We start from the raw sequence: 22227 nt of genomic DNA, 5'->3' as shown, positions 1-22227 counted from the left end.
GACAGCAATCGGCAAAAAAGTCTTTTGAAATCAGGATCAAAATATTTCTTCCAGCAATTGTGAAAATTTTCTCCTTGAAAATTTCATCTACCTTTTCCTGTTCCAGACCGGATTTTTAATAAAAAAAGCGGGACTTTCGTCCCGCTTTTTTGTCATGCCAAAAAATTATTTCCTGGCTGGTGCTTTTTCAGCAGCAGGAGCAGCTGCGAAAGCGGCAGAAGCGAACAAACCGGAGATCAGAATAGCAATGACTTTCTTCATATTTAAGTTCCTTTATTTCTTATTAAAAAAAATGCAATCCGACTGGATCACGTCTTTTAACGAACCCATTAGCCATCCGGTTGACTTTTTTTACGATGAAAGATGTAACAATTGTAACAATCGTCTTTTATTACACATTCATTTTCGCTTAAAAGCGTTCTTCTGTCGCTATCCTGATTTAGACATTCAAAAAAGGATAATCCGTGTAACCCCTTGATCCCTCAGTATAAAAAGTGGCCCTGTCCGGCACGTTATATGGGCCATTCTGCCGAATCCTTTCGACAAGATCAGGATTTGCAATAAAAAGTCGCCCGAACGCAATTGCGTCTGCCAAACCACTCTGTATGGCTGCTTCCGCCTTCTCGGGAGTATATTCACCTGCATAAATTAGCGTTCCGGAAAAAGTTTCCCTTATTTTTCGTTTGAATGTGTCAGTCAATTCAATCCCCCCCACCCAGCTCGGCTCGGCAATACTGAGATAGGCAATTCCCCGCTTGTGGAACTCGTCGGCTAGATACAATGCCATTTGTTCAGGCTCGGCATCGGCAATGCCATTGATATTGAAATACGGTGAAATCCGGACACCCAGTTTTTCCCTGTCAACGACTTCCAGCATCGCGTCCAGGACCTCCAGAGTCAACCGTGCACGATTGACGAGCGAGCCACCGTACCTGTCGGTACGCTTGTTGGTATTGGTCGCCTGAAACTGCTGTAGCAAATAGCCGTTTGCGGCATGTTCTTCGACAAAATCGAATCCTGCCCTGACAGCTCTGGCCGCCGAATTTCTGTACTGGTCGACAATCTGGCCTATTTCCCCGACACTCAGTTCCCTGGGAGTATCACAAGGCACAAACTTGTGCTGACCATCTACAATGATGTTGCACTTGGCGCCTTCGGCAGCGATTGCCGATGGAGCGACAGGCGCTTTGCCGTCGGGCTGGAAATAGGAGTGGGACATGCGCCCCACATGCCATAACTGTGCCGACATTTTTCCTCCTTTCGCATGCACGGCATCCACAACTTTTTTCCATCCGGCCTCTTGCGCATCGGTATAAATCCCTGCTGAACCCGCGTAACCCTGACCCGACCGTGATATCTGGGTTGCTTCTGAAATGATCAGGCCTGCCGTGGCACGCTGTGCATAATATTCTGCGTTCAATTCAGTCGGAACATTATCCGGTTCGGCTGTCCGGCAGCGCGTCAAAGGAGCCATTACGACCCGGTTCGCCAGTTTTGTTTCACCCACTTTCAGTGGCGTCAGTAATTTCAGATCCATCGAATTCTCCTTTCAGACCTTCAGAGTGAATATTCCTTTTTAAAATTGATCGGCCCATTTTCCATTCCTGTTCGCCTTCACTGATTCAAATGGATCAGGACAATTTCACACTTTATTTTCGATCAAATTGACGGTATTTATATTGATGATTTTAATGGGTCTGTTTGTTTTTCTTTATTCTGGCAAGAAAAAAACGGCAAATTGTCATACAAAAGATCACCCGCGCCCGATCAAAACCGGATCGACTTCAGGAAGCAGACCTATACATATTCAATATCAACCTGACTCCTTTTATAAAGTAAAATCCGGGTAAACAGGCCAATTTATCTTTTTAGACTATATGAAACCACTTATCCACTTCGTACACGGCAAGGAAAGCGGCCCCTGGGGTACCAAAATCAGGTATCTGGCCGATATCGCCAGACAAATGGGTTTTGACGTGGAAAGCCTCGACTATTCAGCGACGTTCGATCCGGCTGTGCGCGTCAGGATGTTGACAGACTCCTGCAAAAAACGGCCGGCCAGTTATTTTGTCGGCTCCAGCATGGGTGGATGGGTCGCCATGACCGCCAGCGCCGCCATTCCCGTCAGGGGATTGTTTCTGCTGGCTCCGGCCATCGATATGCCGGATTACCCTCCACATCGTCTGGGATGCATTGGTAATGCCATTGAAATCGTTCACGGCTGGAAAGACAGCCTGATTCCTGTTGAAAACGTCATCCGGTTCAGTCGCGAGCATAAATGCACACTTCACTTGCTCGATGACGAACACCGCCTGAAAAACCGTCTGGATCAGGTCGGGGATTATCTGAAATCATTTCTGGACAGAATGGAAAACAGGAGTTGCTGAACCACCCCTGTATGAACAAATCAGCTTTTCTTTCCCTTGATCGGCAATTCTTCCCGCGGACCGAGGACAATCGGGCGCGTCGTTATATAAATCAGCGCAAGCACGGTCACAATGAAAATGATCCACAAGGACCACACCGTCATTGTGGATGGCGGTTCAAGTTCAGGCGGAGGGTAACTGGCGAAACTGGCATAAATGAAAAACTGGGCCGGGAAAATTCCCAGTAAAAAACCCAGCATATGAGCGATCAGGGGGCGCGTTCCTTTCTGGATATTGTGCCGGTAAATACGATACCAGCCCCATGCAAAAATAAGTCCCGCAATAACGAAAATAACAATCGTAGTCATAGGCCTGCTCCTCTTCCATGCTCATCAATATATGTCTTTAGAGAGAATATAACCAAAATTCGTCATCTTTTGAAGTTTTGACATTTTGTTACTTTTCTGCATATGACACATTTGATTTATTTTTCAGACTATTTTCCTTTTTTAACTATAGAAAAGAATAAAAAATCCATCTTGAGAAAACGCGCAAAACATACATAAGCCCATAAAAAGTTTTTATAACAAGAAATTGAAAGCTGGTCTTTTTGATTGCCCCCACCCGGATGAAAAATATTATTGAAACAACTGGATTTTCCATCGAATCCTTAAACTTTCATGAATGTTCATCAAGGAACTAACGTAGTGACAATTTAATAAAATATCACATGAAATACTTCAGTTTCCATCCACCTTCAAAGAATCGACACGACAGGCCACCTAATATGAAAGAACATTTAAACCGCATAAAATTGCAATTTCAAGACCGCCTGAAGATTAAGCAATATTAGACACTGTTTAATATAATCTGAAAAATCAGACAAAAAAAGAGTTACGTTTTCACGTAACTCTTTGATTTTATTGGTGGGCCCACCAGGACTTGAACCTGGGACCAAAGGATTATGAGTCCTCTGCTCTAACCAACTGAGCTATAGGCCCTTCTGAAAATGGCAATTATCAATTGCTTTCCAGGAAACTCTTAAGTTTATCCGAACGCGACGGATGACGCAATTTTCTCAAGGCCTTCGCTTCAATCTGGCGAATACGTTCACGTGTCACATCAAACTGCTTGCCGACTTCTTCCAGAGTGTGGTCAGTTGACATTTCAACACCGAAACGCATTCTCAAGACCTTGGCTTCCCGTGGCGTCAGGGAATCCAGAACGTCCTTGACGACATTGCGCATCGATGCGTGCAAGGCGGCATCAGACGGAGCCAGCGTATTGTTGTCTTCGATAAAATCGCCCAGATGCGAATCGTCATCATCCCCGATCGGCGTTTCCATTGAAATCGGTTCTTTTGCGATTTTCATGATCTTGCGGATCTTGTCTTCAGGCATTTCCATCTTGACGGCCAGTGTCGCCGGATCCGGTTCAGCACCGGTTTCCTGCAGGATCTGGCGCGAAATACGGTTCATCTTGTTGATCGTTTCGATCATGTGAACCGGAATACGGATGGTTCTGGCCTGATCGGCAATCGAACGCGTAATCGCCTGACGAATCCACCATGTCGCATAGGTCGAGAATTTGTAACCACGGCGATATTCGAATTTGTCGACGGCCTTCATCAAGCCGATATTGCCTTCCTGAATCAGATCCAGGAACTGCAAACCACGGTTGGTGTATTTCTTGGCAATCGAAATGACCAGACGCAAATTGGCTTCCGTCATTTCTTTTTTGGCCTTGCGGGCACGCATTTCACCGGCAACCATCTTGCGGTTGATTTCACGCAGGTCAGCCAGAGGCATACCGATACGGTTCTGGATATCGACCAGTTTCTGCTGCAATTCCTTGACCATCGGAACGTTACGTTCGAGGATGGCACTATAGGGATGGTCGGCTTCGACTTCCTCGTCGATCCAGGTCAGATCCGTTTCATTGCCAGGGAATGTCTTGATGAAGTGGGCACGCGGCACCCCGCATTTATTGACGACGACATTCAGTATTTCACGTTCGATCTGGCGAACTTCGTCCATCTGCGCACGCAAGGTATCGCACAGCTTTTCAATGAAACGTGCGGTAAAGCGCATGGTCAAAAGCTCTGCGGAAATGCTTTCGTGTGCCTGAAGATAAGCCGGCGAATTGTAACCGTCTTTTTCAAAGGATTGCTGCATTTCCTTGAAGTGCGCACCAATGACGGCAAACTTGCCCAATGCCTCATCTTTCAGTTTTTCGAGCTGTTCGGCGGAGAAACCGGCAGCGGCACCACCGGCAGAACCGGACTCTTCGTCATCTTCTTCGTCGTCGGAATCCTCTTCATCGGAATCTTCCTCATCGGAATCTTCATCAGAATCACTGGCAGAAGCATTCAGGGCCGCGTTTTCCGAGCCTTCTTCATCATCAGCCAGCCCATCGACCACTTCATCGATTTTCACTTCATCGGCACGGATTTTTTCCGCCTGATCGATGATTTCCAGAATAGTTGTCGGACAGGAAGAGATCGCCGAGATCATATCTCTCAGGCCTTCTTCAATCCGTTTTGCAATTTCGATTTCGCCTTCACGGGTCAACAGTTCAACAGAACCCATTTCACGCATATACATGCGGACAGGGTCGGTCGTCCGGCCGAAGTCGGAATCCACAGTCGACAGGGCAGCCTCGGCAGCCGCTTCAGCTTCTTCATCGCTGGTGACTGTCACGACATTGTCGGTCAACAACAGTTCTTCCGCGTCGGGAGCCTGTTCGTAGACCGAAATGCCCATGTCGTTAAAGGTACTGATAATACCTTCAATCGCATCCGGATCAATGACGTTATCCGGCAGATGATCGTTGATTTCGGCGTAAGTCAGGAAAGAACGTTCCTTGCCCAGCTTGATCAGGATCATCAGGCGTTCACGACGGCGTTCCAGTTCTTCCATCGACGCTTCGGAATCACCCGAGAGGGCATCTTTCAACAATGCCTTTTCCTTGGCCTTGCGATCCTTGGCGCGCGCCTTGTCAACGGCCTTCATTTCAGCACGTTCAACCGCATTCAGTGCGGCAACTTCCTCATTTTCCGGCTGAAAATCCTTGGGCTTGCGGCCTCTTCTTCCCGGAACCTTGACGCTGGGCAGCACGTAACCGGACGTATCGATTGCTGCCAGTTTGGCGGCATCCGTCGTTACGACTGTGCTGGATACGTTACTATTTTCGGAAAGCACGACTTCAGGCTCGGCCAAAACCGCATTTTTCGGTTTTCTTCCGCGTGTACTTTTGACTTTGACTTCAGGGATATCGGATGAAACTTCAGATGCCAGGTTTTCCTCAGGCATCGCTTTTTTTCTGCCCCGTTTGGCAGAAACAGCATTTTCAGGCGTAACCGGCAATTCCTGCGCCGCCACAGCACTTTCATCCAGCTTCTTGCGACCGCGTTTTTTTACCACGACAGTCGTATTGTTGGTTTCATCAGTTACTGGTAGGGATTTATCTGATTTATTCATGTCGTCCGTTGTCCGCTCGAGAATCCATTCATGCCGGCAAAAACCGGCGTATTGTCAGACGATACCGTGAGTGCGTCTTGAACCAATAATGCGCACACCCATCTCGTATGTAAAGTCTTATATTATAACACTTTTTACATTTCTTTTTTTGCTTAATTTCCGCTCAAAAAGATTTACTGCCGCAAATTTTCAGCATTCATTTCTTTCTGCAAAGTCTCCTGCTGCTGCTTCAGTTCGTAATAACGGCGGTTTTTTTCTTCCGTCGTCAAACTGGACGAAAACAGTTTTTCCAGTTCAGACGACAAAACGCGCAGTTTTATCTGACGCACCGCCCCCTTCAACTCCAGCAAGGCTGGCTCTGCCTCAAATTCCTGTCCGACCGTTTCCTGTACCAGCTGTTCGCAATCCACTCCATCGAGTCGCAAATGCTCGACCAGCGCTGCCAGATTGGCCTGCTCACCCATAACACCATAAGCATTCAAAATCGCCATCAACAATTCGCCCTGATCTGGCGAAAATCCCTTTATGGTATCGATATCATCGGGACTCAATTCCTCACCAAAGCGTGGAAACATCATCAATAGCCTCAAAACCTGTCGTTCAAGCCCCACTACCGGAGGACGCGGCGCACGCGCCTGAATGCGTCTTGTCTGAACAACCGGTTTGGAAAATCCCAGAAACGTTTCCAGTTCACCATCCGGCGTTTGCGTAATCTGTGCCAGCCGTCTCAATATCTGCAAACGCAATGCCGAAGGCGTCAGGGAAGCGCACAGGGATTTTGCCGTATGTTGCGCCCGCGCCCTTCCTTCCAGCGTATTCAGGTTGTTGTCGCCAACGATTTCTTCCAGCAAAAATTCCGATAAAGGCATCGCTTTTTTTACGAGTGCATCAAAGGCTTCAGGCCCGAATTCCCTGACATAACTGTCCGGATCGTGTTCCGGTGGCAAAAACAGAAAACCGACCCCCTTCGTATCCGACACCAGCGGCAAACTGGCTTCAAGCGCCCTGCGCGCTGCACCCCGTCCTGCCGCATCCCCATCAAAAGAAAAAATGACACTATCCGTCTGCCGCATCAGTTTTTGCACCTGAACCGGCGTACAGGCCGTTCCCAGGGTCGCGACGGCCTGAGGGAATCCAAGCTGCGCCAGTGCAACGACATCCATATACCCTTCAACAACCAGAACGTAACCCGATTCCCGGATCGCCTGCCGTGCCTCGAACAAACCGTATAATTCATTTCCCTTTTGAAATAAGGGTGTTTCCGGTGAATTCAAGTACTTGGGCTCGCCTTTCTCAAGAATCCTGCCACCGAACCCGATTACCTGCCCCCTCGTGTTTCTGATCGGGAACATGATTCTGTCCCGAAAACGGTCATATCGTTTCGACGAAGTATGAAACGCCTCATCACCCTGCTTTTCGATGACGAGACCTGCTTCTTCAAGCTCACTCGCCCGATAATCCTCAAAACCGTTTTTAAGGCTATCCCTTGCCTCGGGCGCATAACCGAGGCCGAAACGCAAGGCGATTTCCCCGGTAACTCCCCTCTTTTTCAGATAATCGATAGCCTCTGGCGCTTTTTTCAACTGTTGCCGGTAAAAACGGCTTGCCTGCGTCATCACTTCCGTCAATGCCAGCGTTTTGGCCTGTTTTTTCGCCCGCTCTCCGGGAGGAATGCGCGTTTCATCCTCAGGAACCGTCATGCCGACACTGCCTGCCAGTTCTTCCACTGCTTCGACAAAGGAAAGACCGGAATGTTCCATCAGGAAAGTGATGGCGGAACCATTTCGCCCGCAACCGAAACAGTGATAAAACTGTTTTACGGGACTGACGGTGAAACTGGGCGATTTTTCAGTATGAAACGGGCACAAACCGAGAAGGTTTGCACCCGCCTTTTTCAGCTGAACGTGATTGCCGACCACCTCGACGATATCAACCCGGTTCAGCAAATCCTGTATGAATGATTGTGGGATCACGAATTCAAAAAACCTGTTTCATTCGCGAAACTTTTCGCGTATTGACAACGAACAGCTCAGGCTTTGGTCAGCGCTTTTTTGACCAAAGCCGATACAGCTGACATATCTGCACGGCCTGCAAGACGTCCTTTCAGGACTCCCATGACCTTGCCCATATCTTGCGGGCCAGAAGCCCCTGCACCGGCAACGGCGTCGGCCACTTCTTTTTCGATTTCCTCCATCGACAGGGCTGCAGGCATGTATGCACTTAGCACTTCGACTTCCGCCTTTTCATTGTCAGCCAGATCGGGACGGCCGCCCGCTTCAAATTGCGTAATGGAATCCTTGCGCTGCTTGATCATTTTTTCGATGATCGACTGCACTTGCTGATCGTTCAATTCGATGCGTTCATCGACTTCTTTCTGCTTCATGGCAGCGGTCAGCATGCGGATCGTCCCCAGACGTTTTGCATCCTTGGCTCGCATGGCATCTTTCATGTCACTGACAATTTGTTCTTTCAGACTCACGTCGAACTCCAGTATTTTTGTTATTTGAAACACCAAAACCCGCCGCGGTTCAACCGGAGCGGGCCTCTATCAGCTATCCGAAATCTGCCGGAACCGGCAGATCAAATCAATACATTTTTTTCGGCAACTGCTGACTACGAATACGTTTGTAGTGACGTTTAACGGCTGCAGCCAGTTTTCTCTTGCGTTCAGCAGTTGGTTTTTCATAGAACTCGCGCGCACGCAGTTCGGTCAGCAGACCGGTTTTTTCAATGGTGCGTTTGAAACGTCGCATTGCGACTTCGAATGGTTCGTTTTCTTTAAGGCGAATAGTGGTCATGAATAATTACAGTGTTAAAGCCAATATGGAAAGATTGAGATTTTAACAGCTTATTTAAATGGAGGGAAGTAGCGCCGTTTCATTTCTTCTTCCAATGTTGTGCAAATATACAACGGAGCTCCATCTTTCCCTGAAAACACGTCATTTTCCCATCAATGCCCTGACATGAGCGGCAGAACCACTTGCCAGCCCCTCAAGACTGTAGCCGCCCTCCAGAATGGAAACGATCCTGCCGTCGCAACATTCGTCGGCAACCTTCATCAGCTCTTTGGTCACCCAGTAATAATCGTCATCCGTGAAAGCCAGGCCACCGAGAGGATCTTTTTTATGCGCATCGAAACCGGCTGAAATGATCAGAAATGACGGATTGAATTTTTTAAGGGCAGGAAGAATTTCAAACGTCATGCAATTGCGGAATTTATCCGACCCCGCACCGCGAGAAAGCGGCACGTTGACGATATTGTGATCGATACCCGTTTCATAACGCGCTCCACTTCCCGGATAAAAAGGCGATTGATGACAGGAAGCGTAGAAAATTTCAGGCCGGTGATAAAAAGCGTCCTGAGAGCCATTGCCGTGATGGACATCGAAATCGACAAGGGCCACACGGTCGAGTTTGTATTTATCGTATGCATACGCTGTCGCCACAGCGGCATGATTGAAAACGCAAAATCCCATTGCCCTGTCCGGTTCGGCATGATGACCGCATGGACGGGTTGCACAATAAACGTTGTCGGCTTCGCCTTTCATAACGAGATCGACGCCCATACAGGCTGCGCCGACACACGTCATGACACAATCCCACGTTCCGGGTGACATGACCGTATCGCCTCCGTCCAACGGCACATATCCGGCTTTCGGCCTGATCGTTGCGATACGATTGACATACTCGGGTGTATGGACGAGAAGCAATTGTTCTTTCGTTCCCAGCGGAGCATGTATCCAAGGAACCGATTCGAATTCCGGCGTGGAAAGCGCTTCCCTGACCGCCAGAAGACGCTCGGGACTTTCAGGGTGATGAGGTCCGGGATTGTGGCCGAGGCAGGCGTCGGAAGAAAGAATAACGGTATTATTCATGACATCTCCAGATGAGGGCGTTTTCCGAAAACAAAAAAACAGGGCGAAATGGAATGTCTATTATAAAACATCGCATGCCATTCAAACACTTGTAACACACACGTTTACACCGTACCGGCCAAAAAAAACGCCGATTTTCATATCGGCGTTTTCAGATTCCTGATGGAATCAGGCGTAATTGGAAACGACAAAATCCCAGTTCACCACATTCCAGAATTCATCAACGTATTTGACGCGGGCATTGCGGTAATCGATGTAATAGGCGTGTTCCCAGACATCACAGGTTAAAAGAGGCTTGTCCGCGCCGGTCAATGGTGTAGCGGCATTGGATGTGTTGACGATATCGACCGAACCATCCGGTTTTTTGACCAGCCATGTCCATCCTGAACCGAAATTGGAAGCGCAAGCCTGACCGTAAGCTTTCTGGAAATCCTCGAAAGTACCCCATTTGGCCACGATCGCGTCCAGCAATTTGCCAGCCGGTTTGCCGCCGCCATTCGGCTTCATGCAATTCCAGTAGAAAGTATGGTTCCAGTCCTGAGCTGCATTGTTGAAAATACCGCCAGACGATTTTTTGACGATTTCTTCAAGAGGCATATTCTCAAATTCGGTATTCTTGATCTGATTGTTCAGATTGTTTACATAAGTCTGATGGTGCTTGCCGTAATGGTATTCCAGCGTTTCCTGTGAAATGTACGGTTGCAATGCATCCATCGGATAAGGCAAAGGCGGTAATTTGTGTTCCATGACAATTCCTTTCTAGGGGGCAATTTGAGAATCAGGAAAATTAATTATAAGGGCAAGTTGAAATTGTTGCTGAGTACGTTCATTTTTCCGTTTTCAGCAAACTCTGCCATTTCTTGCGTCATCTTCAAGCATAAGGAATTGTCCGAAAAAAAACCTGACGTGCATCAAACGATTTTTGATAAGCAAAAATGTCGGAAGGCTTACATGGAGTACCGCACAAATGCCATTGCCGACAACCAGTTTTTCGCCTCCGGCAACGCATCTTTAATCGCACTCCCCGGTATCGTGAAGGCAATGTTCATATGGAAATACCCATTTGAGAACGAAAATATTTCAGCGCTTGATATCGTGCTTTTTCGGCGTATCTATCGATGCACCTGTTTCCTGCGCCAATACGCTGGCTGAAACCAGACAGAGGGCGCCGAGCATCAATGTCCATTTGCTTTTCATCGTATAATGTCCCCTGTCCGTCAAATCCGTGAAAAATGGGTCTTTTCTGTCATTTTTCATTTTTCAGGAACAGGAGAAATGGATTCTGTGCAAGCTCAACAAACCAAATGGATGTTTCAAAAAGAATCCTTTTTTATTTGAATACCTGCACAAACCATGAACTGTCTTTTGACATTGGAAAACACCTGTTTTCCGTAACCGCTGGCTGGCACCAGGCCTCAGGATTTGATATCAGCTCATATTTTGAATTAAAATAGTCATTTTTTCGCGGACTTGACCTACGACGCGTATAAAAAACAGGCAAACATCAGGTTTGCGTCAATGCTTATCCAGGCGCACAAGGCCCTCCATCGAGTCGGGATAGTATGTTTAACAAGGAGATCAAATGGATATAGGCAATGCAATCAAGACATGCCGTATAAGAAGAGGATATTCTCAGACGAAGCTCGCCGAACTGGCAGAATGCTCGGTTTCCTATCTCTCGTTAATTGAACACAACCAGCGTGATATCACCCTCTCGACTTTGCAGAAAATTTGTCACGCCTTGCACGTGCCTATCGGTATTCTGTTATTCCTTGGAACTTCTCATGACGAATTCGGCGAAATGAGCAAGGAACTGGAAGCGGAACTGGCCAAAAGCACGCTCGTTTTGCTCAGCGCTCCGGCAAACGAACAAAACAATTGAAGCAACGTCTTCGTTCAGTCACCAGACATCATATCTCCGCAAAGAATCCCGATTTTGACGAAAACATTTCTCGTTAATCCGCTTCCTGTCCCGCACAATAAAAAATGCCAGATCTGATGATCTGGCATTTTGCAATCAGTATCGGCTAAATCTTACCAGTTGCCTTTTGCTTTCTGCATAACTGCGCCAATTACGCCCAAAGCCATCAGTGCAAAACAGAACATAACTCCTGCGGTTTCCATGTCTCTCTCCTTACGTCGGTAAAGTTGGTTAAGTTGGTAAAGTTGGTTAAGTTGGTAAAGTTGGTACATCTTGGTATCAGCTTCATCAGCTAATCAGCTTCATCAGCTCAGGAAAGGAATTTTCTGCTTTTTAGTTCCGGCTATTCCCGCCCTTGGAAACATTAAAACAAATCGCATTACTCATGTCAACTATTTTTTTACTCTGAGTCACATAAATATTGTAATTAATCAATTTATGTATTTATTTGTCACATTTTAACGATCGCAAAAATTCAATCGAAACAGGCCTGAACAAATACCTGAAAAGAACTTTTTTGTTTTGCCAAAAACAACAGCCATGACATCAGTTTTGTGTCATGGCTGTATATGAAACATAGAGGTACAGTCAACTATCAGGCGACTTCACCATCTGAAGCGTCTGTTTTTCATTTGCTGAAATCCAGAACGATACGTCCCTCGATTTCATTGTTTTTCATGCGTGTGAAAATATCGTTGATGTTTTCAAGCTTGTCCGTGGCAACGGTGGCATGAACCTTGCCTTCTTTGGCAAACTGGAGCGATTCCTGCAAATCCAGACGTGTTCCAACGATTGACCCGCGAACGGTAATACCATTCAATACCTGATTGAAGATCGGCAAAGGGAAATCGCCCGGTGGCAGTCCCACCAGTGAAACGGTACCTTTTCTGCGAACCATTCCCAAAGCCTGCTCGAATGCTTTTGGAGAAACGGCTGTCACCAGCACACCATGAGCCCCTCCGATTTCTTTCTGCAATGCCGCTGCCGGATCGGTTTTCGCTGCATTGACGGTAACGGAAGCACCCAGTCGTTTCGCCAGATCGAGTTTGGCGTCATCAATGTCGACGGCCGCCACATTCAATCCCATCGCCTTGGCATATTGCACTGCCATATGCCCCAGTCCCCCGATTCCGGAAATCACGACCCAGTCACCCGGTTTGGTATCCGTCATCTTGAGGCCTTTATAAACCGTCACCCCGGCACAGAGAACCGGCGCGATTTCAACGAATCCGACATTGTCAGGCAAAATGCCAACGTAATCCGCATCGGCAACGACATATTCGGCAAAACTGCCGTTAACGGAATACCCCGTATTTTCCTGTTTCAGACACAGTGTTTCCCATGCGTCCAGACAATATTCACAATGTCCACAAGCCGAATACAGCCAGGGTACGCCAACCCGGTCGCCTTCCTTGATATGTTTGACATTGGGGCCCACTTTGACGACATATCCGACGCCTTCGTGTCCGGGAATGAATGGAGGATTGGGCTTGACAGGCCAGTCGCCATTGGCGGCGTGCAAATCGGTATGGCAAACTCCACACGCCTCGACCTTGACCAGTATCTGGCCATCGCCCGGAACGGGGATCGGAACTTCCTCGATCACCAGCGGCTTGCCGAATTCATGTACTACTGCTGCCTTCATTGTCTTTTTCATAAATCACCTGTCTAAAATATGTGCGAAAGAAAAGAGCAGACCTTTCTTTTATTCTACCCCGGGGATTTTGGAAACTTCAGGGAAAAATCACAGAATGAAAAATTTTTTCTCCAAAAACAATAAAGCCTGTCATTTCCATAACAGGCTTTTTATTTGCATCATCCCGACAGAAACCGGTTCTGAAACTACCGGCATTGTCTGACCTGCTCAAAGAAACAGACGGCTGCACAGGCCGCCACATTCAAAGATTCCATCGCTCCCATATGGGGAATAACCAGTTTGTCGCTGGCCATGACCATCAGCCTTTCATCCACTCCCCTTCCTTCATGTCCCAGTAACCATGCGACAGGGCGGTTCAGATCGAAATCGTATATTGTTTTTTTCGTGTAGGGCGTCGTGGCGATCACGGGGATTTTGGCGGTTTCAATCAGTTTTTCGAGGGAAACGTCTTCAAATACTTCAAGGAGAAAATGCGCGCCCATTCCTGCACGTAAAACACGGGGGGACCATACTGCCGCCGTTCCCGGACTGCAAAATACCTGCCGGATTCCGGCGGCTGCGGCACTCCGGAGGATCGAACCCAGATTGCCGGGGTCCTGAATCCTGTCCAGCAAAACGCCTGTTTGTGTCAGTTCAGGACAGTCCTCATGAACCGGTGTGACGATCAGAAAAAGAATGTCGATACCGTTTTCCACCTGACTTAACGGATGAAAAAGACTGTCCGTCAACAACAGGCATTCTCCGCCTCTTCTCTCGCATTCACCCATAATGGCAGCCACTTCCGGATGATGCTGCGATGCCTCGCTCACAACACACAAAAGTGGTACATCGATATGCTCCAGATACGACTGGCAAAGATGAATGCCATCCAGGACCGATTGCCCGCTTTTGCGCCTTGCGGCCGAACTGGAAGCCAGTTGCTTCAACTCACGGTATTGCGGGTTGTCTTTGGATGTCAGTGATTTCATGAATGCTTTATCGAGTGAGATTGAAGTGACTGATGTCAGCAAGAAGTTTTATATGTTTGCCGGGAATATGAAGTCTCGGGGATTGAAAGTGGATTGTCAATATCGCTGGTTCAACCCGGTCCGCCGTAAAGGGCATGGTCAAATGATTTCTGCCAGAAATAGCCCAAGCTGCTTACCGGAATGAAGAGATGATTTCAAGCAGTTCCTGTTTGGGAATACTGCCGATGGAAACGACAGGTTCCGGATAAGAATCATACGGTGCAATGGCCTTTTCAAACCAGGTCACATCACGCCATTTTCCGTCTTTAAAACCGGCATGATGGTAAGTACCTGCTACAGAAAAGCCCATTGCCTTGTGAAGGGATTCGCTTTTTTCATTGGGAACAGTCACGCCTCCATATACTGTCCTGACTCCCTGCAATTTCAGCATTTCTATCAGAATGGCATACAGTTTTTTACCGAGGCCTTTCGAGGTAAACGAAGGGTCGAGATAAACCGACAATTCAGCATTCCATTGATACGCCTGTCGTTCCATGTGCCGGTGCGCGTAGGCGAATCCGATTACCTTACCTTCTTCCTCGCATACCAGACACGGGTAAAACGCCGATATGTCAGCCATTCTCTTCGAGAACTCCGATTCAGTCGGAAGCTCACATTCAAACGTAATCGGCGTTTCTATGTAAGCGCCATAAATTTCCAGTATTGCCACGCTGTCGTCAGGTCTGGCAAAACGAATCATCACACTGTTCCTCCCGAAGCGAAACCCTGTTTTCAGACAGGCTTTTTGAAACACGAAGATATCGGCAAATGTACCAGCCGCCTGAGGGGATGTAAACGAACGAAAACAAATGCCGTCAATTGAAAAACAGCGAGGAGAAAAATCTTGTGATGAAAAACGACTTGTTGGAGGCAGGAGACGGAATCGAACCGACGTCTACGGCTTTGCAGGCCGCTGCATAACCACTTTGCTATCCTGCCATCGAGAGATGGCCAAACCAGCCTGAAAAAGCATGAACCCGGGAAGATAATGAAAAGATGGAGCGGGAGAAGAGTCTCGAACTCTCGACCTCAACCTTGGCAAGGTTGCGCTCTACCAACTGAGCTACTCCCGCATCGTATTCATCGCTACAAATTCCGGTGAACTGACTGCTTTCACCAGATACCGCCGGTTCCATTTCTTCAGAATGCCATGAAGAACTGGAGCGGGAGAAGAGTCTCGAACTCTCGACCTCAACCTTGGCAAGGTTGCGCTCTACCAACTGAGCTACTCCCGCTTTGAAAGATGAGCATTGTAGCATTTGCCTCTGTATTGTCAATACCCCAACGACAATTTACTTAATCAGCGGCAATGCTTTGCGTAAATAATACAGCATGGATACAACCGTCAAAAACGCCGCTATGATCAGAAGATAGGTTCCTATGAAGCGCGTGTCGATGACGTAAAAAAGATTATCGTAATACAAAAGCATCGGTATGGCGATCATCTGGGCAATCGTTTTGACTTTACCCAGTGAATTGACGGCTACCGAATTGGACGCACCGATTTTCGCCATCCATTCACGCAGTGCGGAAATGGCGATTTCGCGGCCGATGATAATGAATGCCAGTATCGCACTGACGCGTCCCAGCTGGACCAGAACGATCAGGGAACCTGCCACGATCAGTTTATCCGCTACCGGGTCCAGAAAAGCGCCAAAGGCCGACGTCTGGTTCCATTTTCTGGCCAGATAACCGTCGATCCAGTCAGTAATGGCAGCCACGATAAATATAATGCCTGCCGTCAGACTCTGTGCATACAGGGACATCCAGCTTTGGGGCAGGTAAAAAATACCGACCAGCAAGGGCACGAGTGCCACCCTTACCCAGGTCAGGAAAATAGGTAAATTAAACGGCATAGACTGATTCTTGCAACTTTCACTGATTGACTGCATTTTTTATTTTTCTGAAAATAAAAATACAAGGCGTTATTCTAGTGCAACTGGTCATAAATTTGCTGTGCCAGACGACGCGAAATACCTTCCACTGTCGCCAGATCGTCAACCGAGGCATCCGCTATCTGGCGAACGCTCCCGAAACGGGCCAGCAATTTCTGTCTTCTTTTTGCACCGACTCCTTCAATTTCCTCCAAACGGGAGGCCTGTCTTTTCTTGTCTCTTTTCGCACGCATGCCGGTAATGGCAAAACGATGCGCTTCGTCCCTGATCTGGGCTATCAGCATCAGGACTTTTGAATCTTTCCCCAGTTCCTGCGGCAGGCGGCCATCTGCATACACCAGCGTTTCCAGACCGACTTTCCGCCCTTCCCCCTTGGCAACCCCGACGATTAAGGACAGGTCGTGCCCCAGTTCGGCAAAGACCTGTGTCGCCATCGAAACCTGGCCTTTTCCGCCATCGACCAGAACGATATCCGGCATCAGGTCTTCATGCCCGACCAGTTTTTCATATCGGCGCGTCAAAACCTGTTTCATGGCGGCATAATCGTCGCCGGGTGTAATTCCGGCGATATTGTAACGCCGATACTCACTATTTTGCATTGCGCAATGATGAAATATTACACATGAAGCCTGAACGGCTTCACCCTGCGTATGGCTGATATCGAATGCCTCTATCCGCAAATCGTTCGGATCTTCGATATCCAGATTCATCAATTCAATCAGCGACTTGACACGTGAGAGTTGTGTATCGGACTGCAACAGGACTCGTGCCAGTGCGATTTCGGCATTTTTTTGCGCCATTTCAAGCCAGAGCCGTCTCTGCCCCTGCGGCTGTGTGACGATGTGAATCCGGTGACCGCATTGTTCCGACAGGGCCACGAGCAATGCAGGCTCATCGAAATCCATATTGACGACAATCGTTCCCGGAATCTGTCCGTCGATATAATGCTGCGCCAGAAACGCTTTCAATACCTGTATTTCCAGTTTTTCATTTTCATCCACGCCACTCCCAAGATTGCCGGGAAAAACCGCCCTGTCCCCGAGATGCCGTCCGCCGCGAACCATCGCCAGATTGACACACGCACGTCCCTCCCGGACGACAACGGCGATGATATCGACATCGGCAACCTTGTCCGATTCCATACTCTGTTGCTGAAGCACTTGTGACAGCGACGCGATCTGATTCCGGACAAAAGCGGCTTCCTCGAATTCCAGCCGTTCGGCATGCCGCTCCATTTTTTCCTGCAACTCGCCCAGAATGACCGTTTGTTCGCCACGAAGGAAACGCACGGCGTTTTCCGTATCCTTTCGATAGCCCTCTTCGCTAATCAAATCCACACATGGGCCACTGCAACGGTTGATCTGGTAAAGCAGGCAGGGACGCGTCCGGTTTTTGAAAACGCTGTCTTCACAGGTTCTCAAACGGAATACCCGCTGAAGGATCTGGATCGTCTCCCGGACAGCCCATGAGTTCGGAAAGGGACCGAAAAACTGGTTGTGACGATCGACGTTTCCGCGGTAATAGACCATGCGCGGATACTTCTGTCCGGTGATTTTCAGATAGGGATACGACTTGTCGTCGCGGAAAATGATATTGTAATGAGGGTGAAGCGTCTTGATCAGGTTGCTTTCAAGAATCAGAGCTTCAACCTCGCTACGCGTGACCGTGGTTTCCATGCGGGCAATGCGCTCGACCATCATGGCGATCCGTGGCGACGGTGAGGCTTTCTGGAAATAGGTGCTGACCCGCTTGATCAGATCGCGCGCTTTCCCCACATAAAGGAGCTTGTCGTTCTTGTCGAAGTAACGATAAACCCCCGGCAAATGAGGCAGCTGTTTGACCGCTTTCAGCAGTTCTTTCCGTTTTTCGGCAGAATTGTCTTCCGGGTTTTGCCCGTTTTCGCCCGTTGAAACGTCTCTTTCTTTTTCCGACATACCTTTCTTTATTCCTGAGGGATCTGCTCCACGATAGCACGGGCACGCTGATACCGTTTTTCCTGCTGCAGGCTATCCCAGTCGAGCGCCGGAACAGCTGGCATCAGGCTGCCGATTTTCGCAGTGCAATCACGCATTTCCTCTTCAGACCGTGCAGGCAATCCCGCCAGCAATTCATCTGCCTTGTCCGGCGTATTGCAGACCAGCACCATGTCGCAACCGGCACCCAAAGCCGCATTCGCCCGCTCGACGATACTGCCGGCCACGCTGGCACCTTCCATGCTCAGGTCGTCGCTGAAAACGACACCGTCGAACCCGAGTTCGTTTTTCAGGATCGACAGCCATTTGACTGAAAAACCGGCAGGCAGGGAATCGACTTTCGGATAAATGACATGGGCTGGCATCACACTGGCCAGACTCATGCCCAGATTTTTGTAAGGTGCGGCATCTTCCAGCAAAATCGCTTCCAGCGACCGGTCGTCAACCGGAATTTCCGTATGGGAATCGCCTGTGGCATAGCCATGGCCAGGGAAATGTTTTCCACAATTGGCCATTCCGGCGAGTGCCAGTCCGTAATTCAGGCTTTTTGCCAGAAAAGTGACGATGTTCGGATTGCGGGAAAATGAACGGTTACCGATAACGGTTGAAACGCCATAGTCAAGATCCAGAACCGGGGTAAATGAAAAGTCGATGCCACATGAGCGCAATTCGGAAGCCAGCACATAACCGACCGCCGTTGCCGCACGACTGGCAGCGACCTGATCGTTTTCCCACATTTTCCCCAGCGAGCGCATGGGTGGCAAACGGGTGAAACCGTCGAAACGGAAACGCTGGACACGTCCCCCTTCATGATCGACGGCAATCAGGATATCCGCACGTTCCTTGCGAATGGCAGCCGTCAAAGCCGTCAATTGTTCCCTGTTCTGGTAGTTGCGTGCAAAAAGAATGACGCCGCCTGTGGCGGGATGGCGGATTCTTCTGATATCTTCATCCAGAAGGCGCAAACCGATCACATCCAGCATGACAGGGCCGTAACTGTTTCTTTTACCGCTTAACAACGAGCTTGTTTTTTTCATGGTTCACCTGTCAGTCTGTTATGGTTTCCGTCGCTTCTTCCATCTGTTCGATAACGACGAAAGCCAGGGCATATTCCGCTTCATCCGTTACCGATACCTGGGCTTTTAAGCCCAGTTCTTCCATATGCGCTTTCAGTTTGCCGCTGCAAAAGGCTTCCGGTTTGCCACTGGCTGCGTTCAACAATTGCATGGACCGCCATGTCATCGGCATTCGCATGCCGAGTCCAAGCGCTTTAGAAAACGCTTCCTTCGCGGCAAAACGGGTCGCCAGATAGCGCAAGCCTCTCAACTCGACTTTGGACTTGCGATGAAGATAACGCTTCATTTCGTCAGGTCCCAATATTTTTTCCGCAAACCGGTCACCATGTCTTTCAAGTGCAGCTTTCAGACGCGTGATCAGTATCATATCGGTTCCGATACCGTAAATCATATTTTCAACTCTGTTCCGTCTTTAGTTTGTTTCTGGTATACGAGCCTGCACCAGAAGCGCTTTCATGTCCCGAATGGCCTTTTCCCAGCCATCGAATACCGCTTGCGCAACAATCGCATGGCCGATATTCAGCTCGGCAATACCGTCAATCGCGGCAATCGGCAATACATTGGCATAGTGTAAACCGTGTCCGGCATTCACTTTCAATCCGTTCTTGATGCCTTCTTCAACGCCAGCCTTCACCCGTTCCAGTTCATGGCGAAGGGAAGATTCATCAAAGGCATTTGCATAACGCCCTGTATGCAGTTCGATTACCGGCGCCCCCGTTTCGTGTGCAGCGATAATCTGTTCTTCTTCTGGGTCGATGAACAGACTGACACGAATGCCCGCGTCGGTCAGGCGTTCGACTGCCGAGGCGACGATATCGAAAGAACGCACGACATCCAGACCACCTTCCGTCGTCAGCTCCTCGCGCCGTTCCGGTACGAGGCAAACGTCATGCGGTTTGATATCGCAGGCAAAATCGATCATTTCAGGCGTAATCGCCGATTCCAGATTCATACGTGTTACAAGCAATGGCCTGATTGCCCGGACATCGGCATCCTTGATATGACGCCGGTCTTCGCGCAGATGAAGGGTAATCGCATCGGCTCCAGCCTGCTCTGCCATGACAGCGGCTTTCACAGGATCGGGATACGTCGTTCCCCGCGCATTTCGAAGGGTGGCGATATGATCGATATTGACGCCCAGTTCGATGACCGGGCCACCTGGATTTAGAAAACTCATGGCTCGCAGAAAAAAAGGATCGATAATAGGGGTAGTTTACCCTGATGTTACAACTGGCGCAGGTCTAATAATATCTTTCGTGTCTGGAGAGGTACACCATTCAAATGATGCGCCAGCAAATAACGCATCAACAATTTGCTTTGCAGCTGTGTCTGCTGGTCGGAATAATCCTCGCAAACCATATCCAGTAGTGTCTTTCCGGCCATTCTCGGCGCTTCATCGCCCATGCGTGCCGGTCGCGGCCCGTTTTCCGGATCGACAACATACACTTCTTCCGGATCGACTTTTTGCCGGGTCGTCGTATCGATCGACAGATCGGCTGCCACACCCGTTTCTTTCAGGAGAGCCAGCTCGAAAATGCGCAAGACCGTCTGGGCGGATTCGGACGTCGCCAGCCGGTTCAGGGCCTTGACGTAATGGTCGAACAAAAGATGATGCGGGTCTTCCCGTGCCGTCAGTTTCAACAGCAATTCATTCAGGTAAAACCCGTAAAGCAGGGCTGAATTTTCCAGCGGGATCATGCCGCCAATCCATTCCGCCGTCGTGAGAGTCCGGAGTTCGGATTTCCCCGTCCATCCGATGGACAGCGGCTGAAAAGTCTGCAAGACGCCTCTCAGACGTGATGTAGGCCTTTTTGCGCCCTTTGCGACAAGAGCGACCCGGCCGTAATCGCGCGTGAACACGTCGACGACAAGGCTGCTTTCCTTGTAAACATAGCTGTGCAGGACAAAACCGGGCTGTTCCACAATTCTGTGTTCGGAACCACTTTTGCCGGACGATGAGCGTTCAGGAGTTTTCACGGAACCGGTTTTTGCCGTTTTTTCCGTTTCGGTATTCACCTGCATTTTCTCCTGTCCACACTCACAGACATTTACCCCCTTTGACAAGCCTGACAGCCTTAATCGTATCCGTATGCGCGCAGACCGGCTTCATTGTCGGCCCAGCCGGATTTAACCTTGACCCAGATTTCCAGATAAACCGGCACGCCGAACATTTTTTCCATATCCAGTCGTGCTTCGGTGGAAATCTCTTTCAGTTTCTCGCCTTTATGACCAATGATCATGGCCTTGTGTGCATCGCGCTCGACCAGAACGGCGGCGAACACGCGGCAGATTTTTTCCTTGCGTTCAAACTGTTCGATCACGACGGTACTGGTATAAGGCAATTCATCGCCGGTGTAACGGAAGATTTTTTCACGGATGATTTCCGCCGCCATGAACCGTTCACTCCGGTCGGTCACATCTTCGGGATCGAACATCGGCGGATTTTCCGGCAGGAAATGGCGGATTTCATTTTCAAGCCGGTCCAGCTGGAAACGCTGCCTTGCCGAAACGGGCACGATGGCGGCAAAATCGCGCAATGCCGAAACCTTTTCCGCAAAAGGCATCAGGTCCTTTTTATCCTTGACCTTGTCGGTCTTGTTGATGACCAGAATCGTCGGAACCTTTTTCGGGATCAGATCGAGAACCTGCTGGTCGGCCTGTCCGAATACATCCGCATCGACGACGAAAAGGATGACGTCAGCCGAAGTCAGCGTATTCGTCACCGTCTTGTTTAAGGTCTTGTTCAACGCATTGTTGTAGCGCGTCTGGAATCCCGGCGTATCGATATAAATGAACTGGGTGTCCTCATCTGTCTGGATGCCCATGATCCGGTGGCGCGTCGTCTGCGCCTTGCGCGACGTAATACTGACCTTGGCACCGATCAATTCGTTCATCAGGGTCGATTTGCCGACGTTCGGACGTCCGACAATCGCGATATAACCGCTTCGGAAATGGCTGTTTTCCTGATCTGTCATGAT

General features: G+C 49.0%; 20 protein-coding genes and 4 tRNA genes. 2 read left to right on the top strand and 22 right to left on the bottom strand.

The window, feature by feature from the left end; translation table 11 throughout:
* Window positions 1-439: 439 nt before the first annotated feature.
* The gene (locus BRW83_RS04040; RefSeq protein WP_005881343.1) at window positions 440-1537 is read right to left on the bottom strand and encodes an alkene reductase; all 1098 of its coding nucleotides are present in this window, start codon (window positions 1535-1537) and stop codon (window positions 440-442) included.
* 340 nt (window positions 1538-1877) lie between these two features.
* Between BRW83_RS04040 and BRW83_RS04035 the strand changes: the two genes are divergently transcribed.
* Window positions 1878-2387 carry an alpha/beta hydrolase gene (locus BRW83_RS04035; RefSeq protein ID WP_005881344.1) on the top strand — a complete coding sequence of 170 codons (510 nt, stop codon included), beginning with the start codon at window positions 1878-1880 and terminating at the stop codon, window positions 2385-2387.
* Between the two features lie 20 nt (window positions 2388-2407).
* Here BRW83_RS04035 and BRW83_RS04030 read toward each other — a convergent pair whose 3' ends face one another.
* From BRW83_RS04030 to BRW83_RS03995, 8 genes are all read right to left on the bottom strand, one after another.
* Window positions 2408-2734, bottom strand: a complete 327-nt coding sequence (locus BRW83_RS04030; RefSeq protein ID WP_005881346.1) for a hypothetical protein — start codon at window positions 2732-2734, stop codon at window positions 2408-2410.
* A 556-nt stretch (window positions 2735-3290) separates the two neighbouring features.
* Window positions 3291-3367, bottom strand: a tRNA-Ile gene (locus BRW83_RS04025).
* Between the two features lie 18 nt (window positions 3368-3385).
* A complete protein-coding gene (rpoD, locus tag BRW83_RS04020) occupies window positions 3386-5845 on the bottom strand; it encodes an RNA polymerase sigma factor RpoD (RefSeq protein WP_005881347.1) in 2460 nt (819 codons plus the stop codon).
* Between the two features lie 173 nt (window positions 5846-6018).
* On the bottom strand, window positions 6019-7818 hold the full coding sequence (dnaG, locus tag BRW83_RS04015) for a DNA primase (protein ID WP_005881348.1): 1800 nt from the start codon (window positions 7816-7818) through the stop codon (window positions 6019-6021).
* Window positions 7819-7874: 56 nt separating this feature from the next.
* Window positions 7875-8324 (bottom strand): GatB/YqeY domain-containing protein, encoded by a 450-nt coding sequence (locus BRW83_RS04010; RefSeq protein ID WP_036603078.1) that lies wholly within the window; start codon window positions 8322-8324, stop codon window positions 7875-7877.
* A gap of 106 nt (window positions 8325-8430) precedes the next feature.
* Entirely contained in the window at window positions 8431-8643 is a 213-nt protein-coding gene (rpsU, locus tag BRW83_RS04005; protein ID WP_005877634.1) for a 30S ribosomal protein S21, read from the bottom strand.
* A 141-nt stretch (window positions 8644-8784) separates the two neighbouring features.
* Window positions 8785-9720, bottom strand: a complete 936-nt coding sequence (locus tag BRW83_RS04000; RefSeq protein ID WP_005881350.1) for a histone deacetylase family protein — start codon at window positions 9718-9720, stop codon at window positions 8785-8787.
* Between the two features lie 168 nt (window positions 9721-9888).
* Window positions 9889-10467 carry a superoxide dismutase gene (locus BRW83_RS03995; RefSeq protein ID WP_005881351.1) on the bottom strand — a complete coding sequence of 193 codons (579 nt, stop codon included), beginning with the start codon at window positions 10465-10467 and terminating at the stop codon, window positions 9889-9891.
* An 835-nt stretch (window positions 10468-11302) separates the two neighbouring features.
* Between BRW83_RS03995 and BRW83_RS03990 the strand changes: the two genes are divergently transcribed.
* Entirely contained in the window at window positions 11303-11602 is a 300-nt protein-coding gene (locus BRW83_RS03990; protein ID WP_005881353.1) for a helix-turn-helix domain-containing protein, read from the top strand.
* A gap of 667 nt (window positions 11603-12269) precedes the next feature.
* Here BRW83_RS03990 and adhP read toward each other — a convergent pair.
* The 13 genes from adhP to era form a co-directional block, all read right to left on the bottom strand.
* Entirely contained in the window at window positions 12270-13298 is a 1029-nt protein-coding gene (gene adhP, locus BRW83_RS03985) for an alcohol dehydrogenase AdhP (RefSeq protein ID WP_005881354.1), read from the bottom strand.
* Window positions 13299-13483: 185 nt separating this feature from the next.
* A complete protein-coding gene (locus BRW83_RS03980) occupies window positions 13484-14266 on the bottom strand; it encodes a TrmH family RNA methyltransferase (protein WP_005881355.1) in 783 nt (260 codons plus the stop codon).
* A gap of 172 nt (window positions 14267-14438) precedes the next feature.
* A complete protein-coding gene (locus tag BRW83_RS03975; protein ID WP_005881356.1) occupies window positions 14439-15005 on the bottom strand; it encodes a GNAT family N-acetyltransferase in 567 nt (188 codons plus the stop codon).
* 165 nt (window positions 15006-15170) lie between these two features.
* A tRNA-Cys gene (locus BRW83_RS03970) sits at window positions 15171-15244 on the bottom strand.
* 58 nt (window positions 15245-15302) lie between these two features.
* Window positions 15303-15378, bottom strand: a tRNA-Gly gene (locus BRW83_RS03965).
* 86 nt (window positions 15379-15464) lie between these two features.
* A tRNA-Gly gene (locus BRW83_RS03960) sits at window positions 15465-15540 on the bottom strand.
* Window positions 15541-15597: 57 nt separating this feature from the next.
* Window positions 15598-16161 carry a CDP-diacylglycerol--glycerol-3-phosphate 3-phosphatidyltransferase gene (gene pgsA / locus BRW83_RS03955; RefSeq protein ID WP_036603085.1) on the bottom strand — a complete coding sequence of 188 codons (564 nt, stop codon included), beginning with the start codon at window positions 16159-16161 and terminating at the stop codon, window positions 15598-15600.
* Window positions 16162-16235: 74 nt separating this feature from the next.
* The gene (gene uvrC / locus BRW83_RS03950; protein WP_005881358.1) at window positions 16236-18134 is read right to left on the bottom strand and encodes an excinuclease ABC subunit UvrC; all 1899 of its coding nucleotides are present in this window, start codon (window positions 18132-18134) and stop codon (window positions 16236-16238) included.
* Between the two features lie 8 nt (window positions 18135-18142).
* On the bottom strand, window positions 18143-19210 hold the full coding sequence (nagZ, locus tag BRW83_RS03945; RefSeq protein WP_005881359.1) for a beta-N-acetylhexosaminidase: 1068 nt from the start codon (window positions 19208-19210) through the stop codon (window positions 18143-18145).
* Between the two features lie 10 nt (window positions 19211-19220).
* A complete protein-coding gene (gene acpS, locus BRW83_RS03940) occupies window positions 19221-19640 on the bottom strand; it encodes a holo-ACP synthase (RefSeq protein WP_005881360.1) in 420 nt (139 codons plus the stop codon).
* Window positions 19641-19661: 21 nt separating this feature from the next.
* Window positions 19662-20426: a pyridoxine 5'-phosphate synthase gene (pdxJ, locus tag BRW83_RS03935; protein WP_005881361.1), complete on the bottom strand. Its 765-nt coding sequence runs from the start codon at window positions 20424-20426 to the stop codon at window positions 19662-19664.
* 47 nt (window positions 20427-20473) lie between these two features.
* Window positions 20474-21271, bottom strand: a complete 798-nt coding sequence (gene recO, locus BRW83_RS03930) for a DNA repair protein RecO (RefSeq protein WP_005881362.1) — start codon at window positions 21269-21271, stop codon at window positions 20474-20476.
* A gap of 53 nt (window positions 21272-21324) precedes the next feature.
* Window positions 21325-22224, bottom strand: a complete 900-nt coding sequence (era, locus tag BRW83_RS03925) for a GTPase Era (protein ID WP_005881363.1) — start codon at window positions 22222-22224, stop codon at window positions 21325-21327.
* Between the last annotated feature and the right edge of the window lie 3 nt (window positions 22225-22227).

Origin of the sequence: Oxalobacter formigenes (assembly GCF_002127965.1) — a bacterium.
In the GTDB taxonomy this organism is placed as follows: Bacteria; Pseudomonadota; Gammaproteobacteria; order Burkholderiales; family Burkholderiaceae_D; genus Oxalobacter; species Oxalobacter formigenes.
The sequence above is the reverse complement of the archived record's forward strand: the minus strand, read 5'-3'. Positions and strand labels throughout refer to the sequence as shown.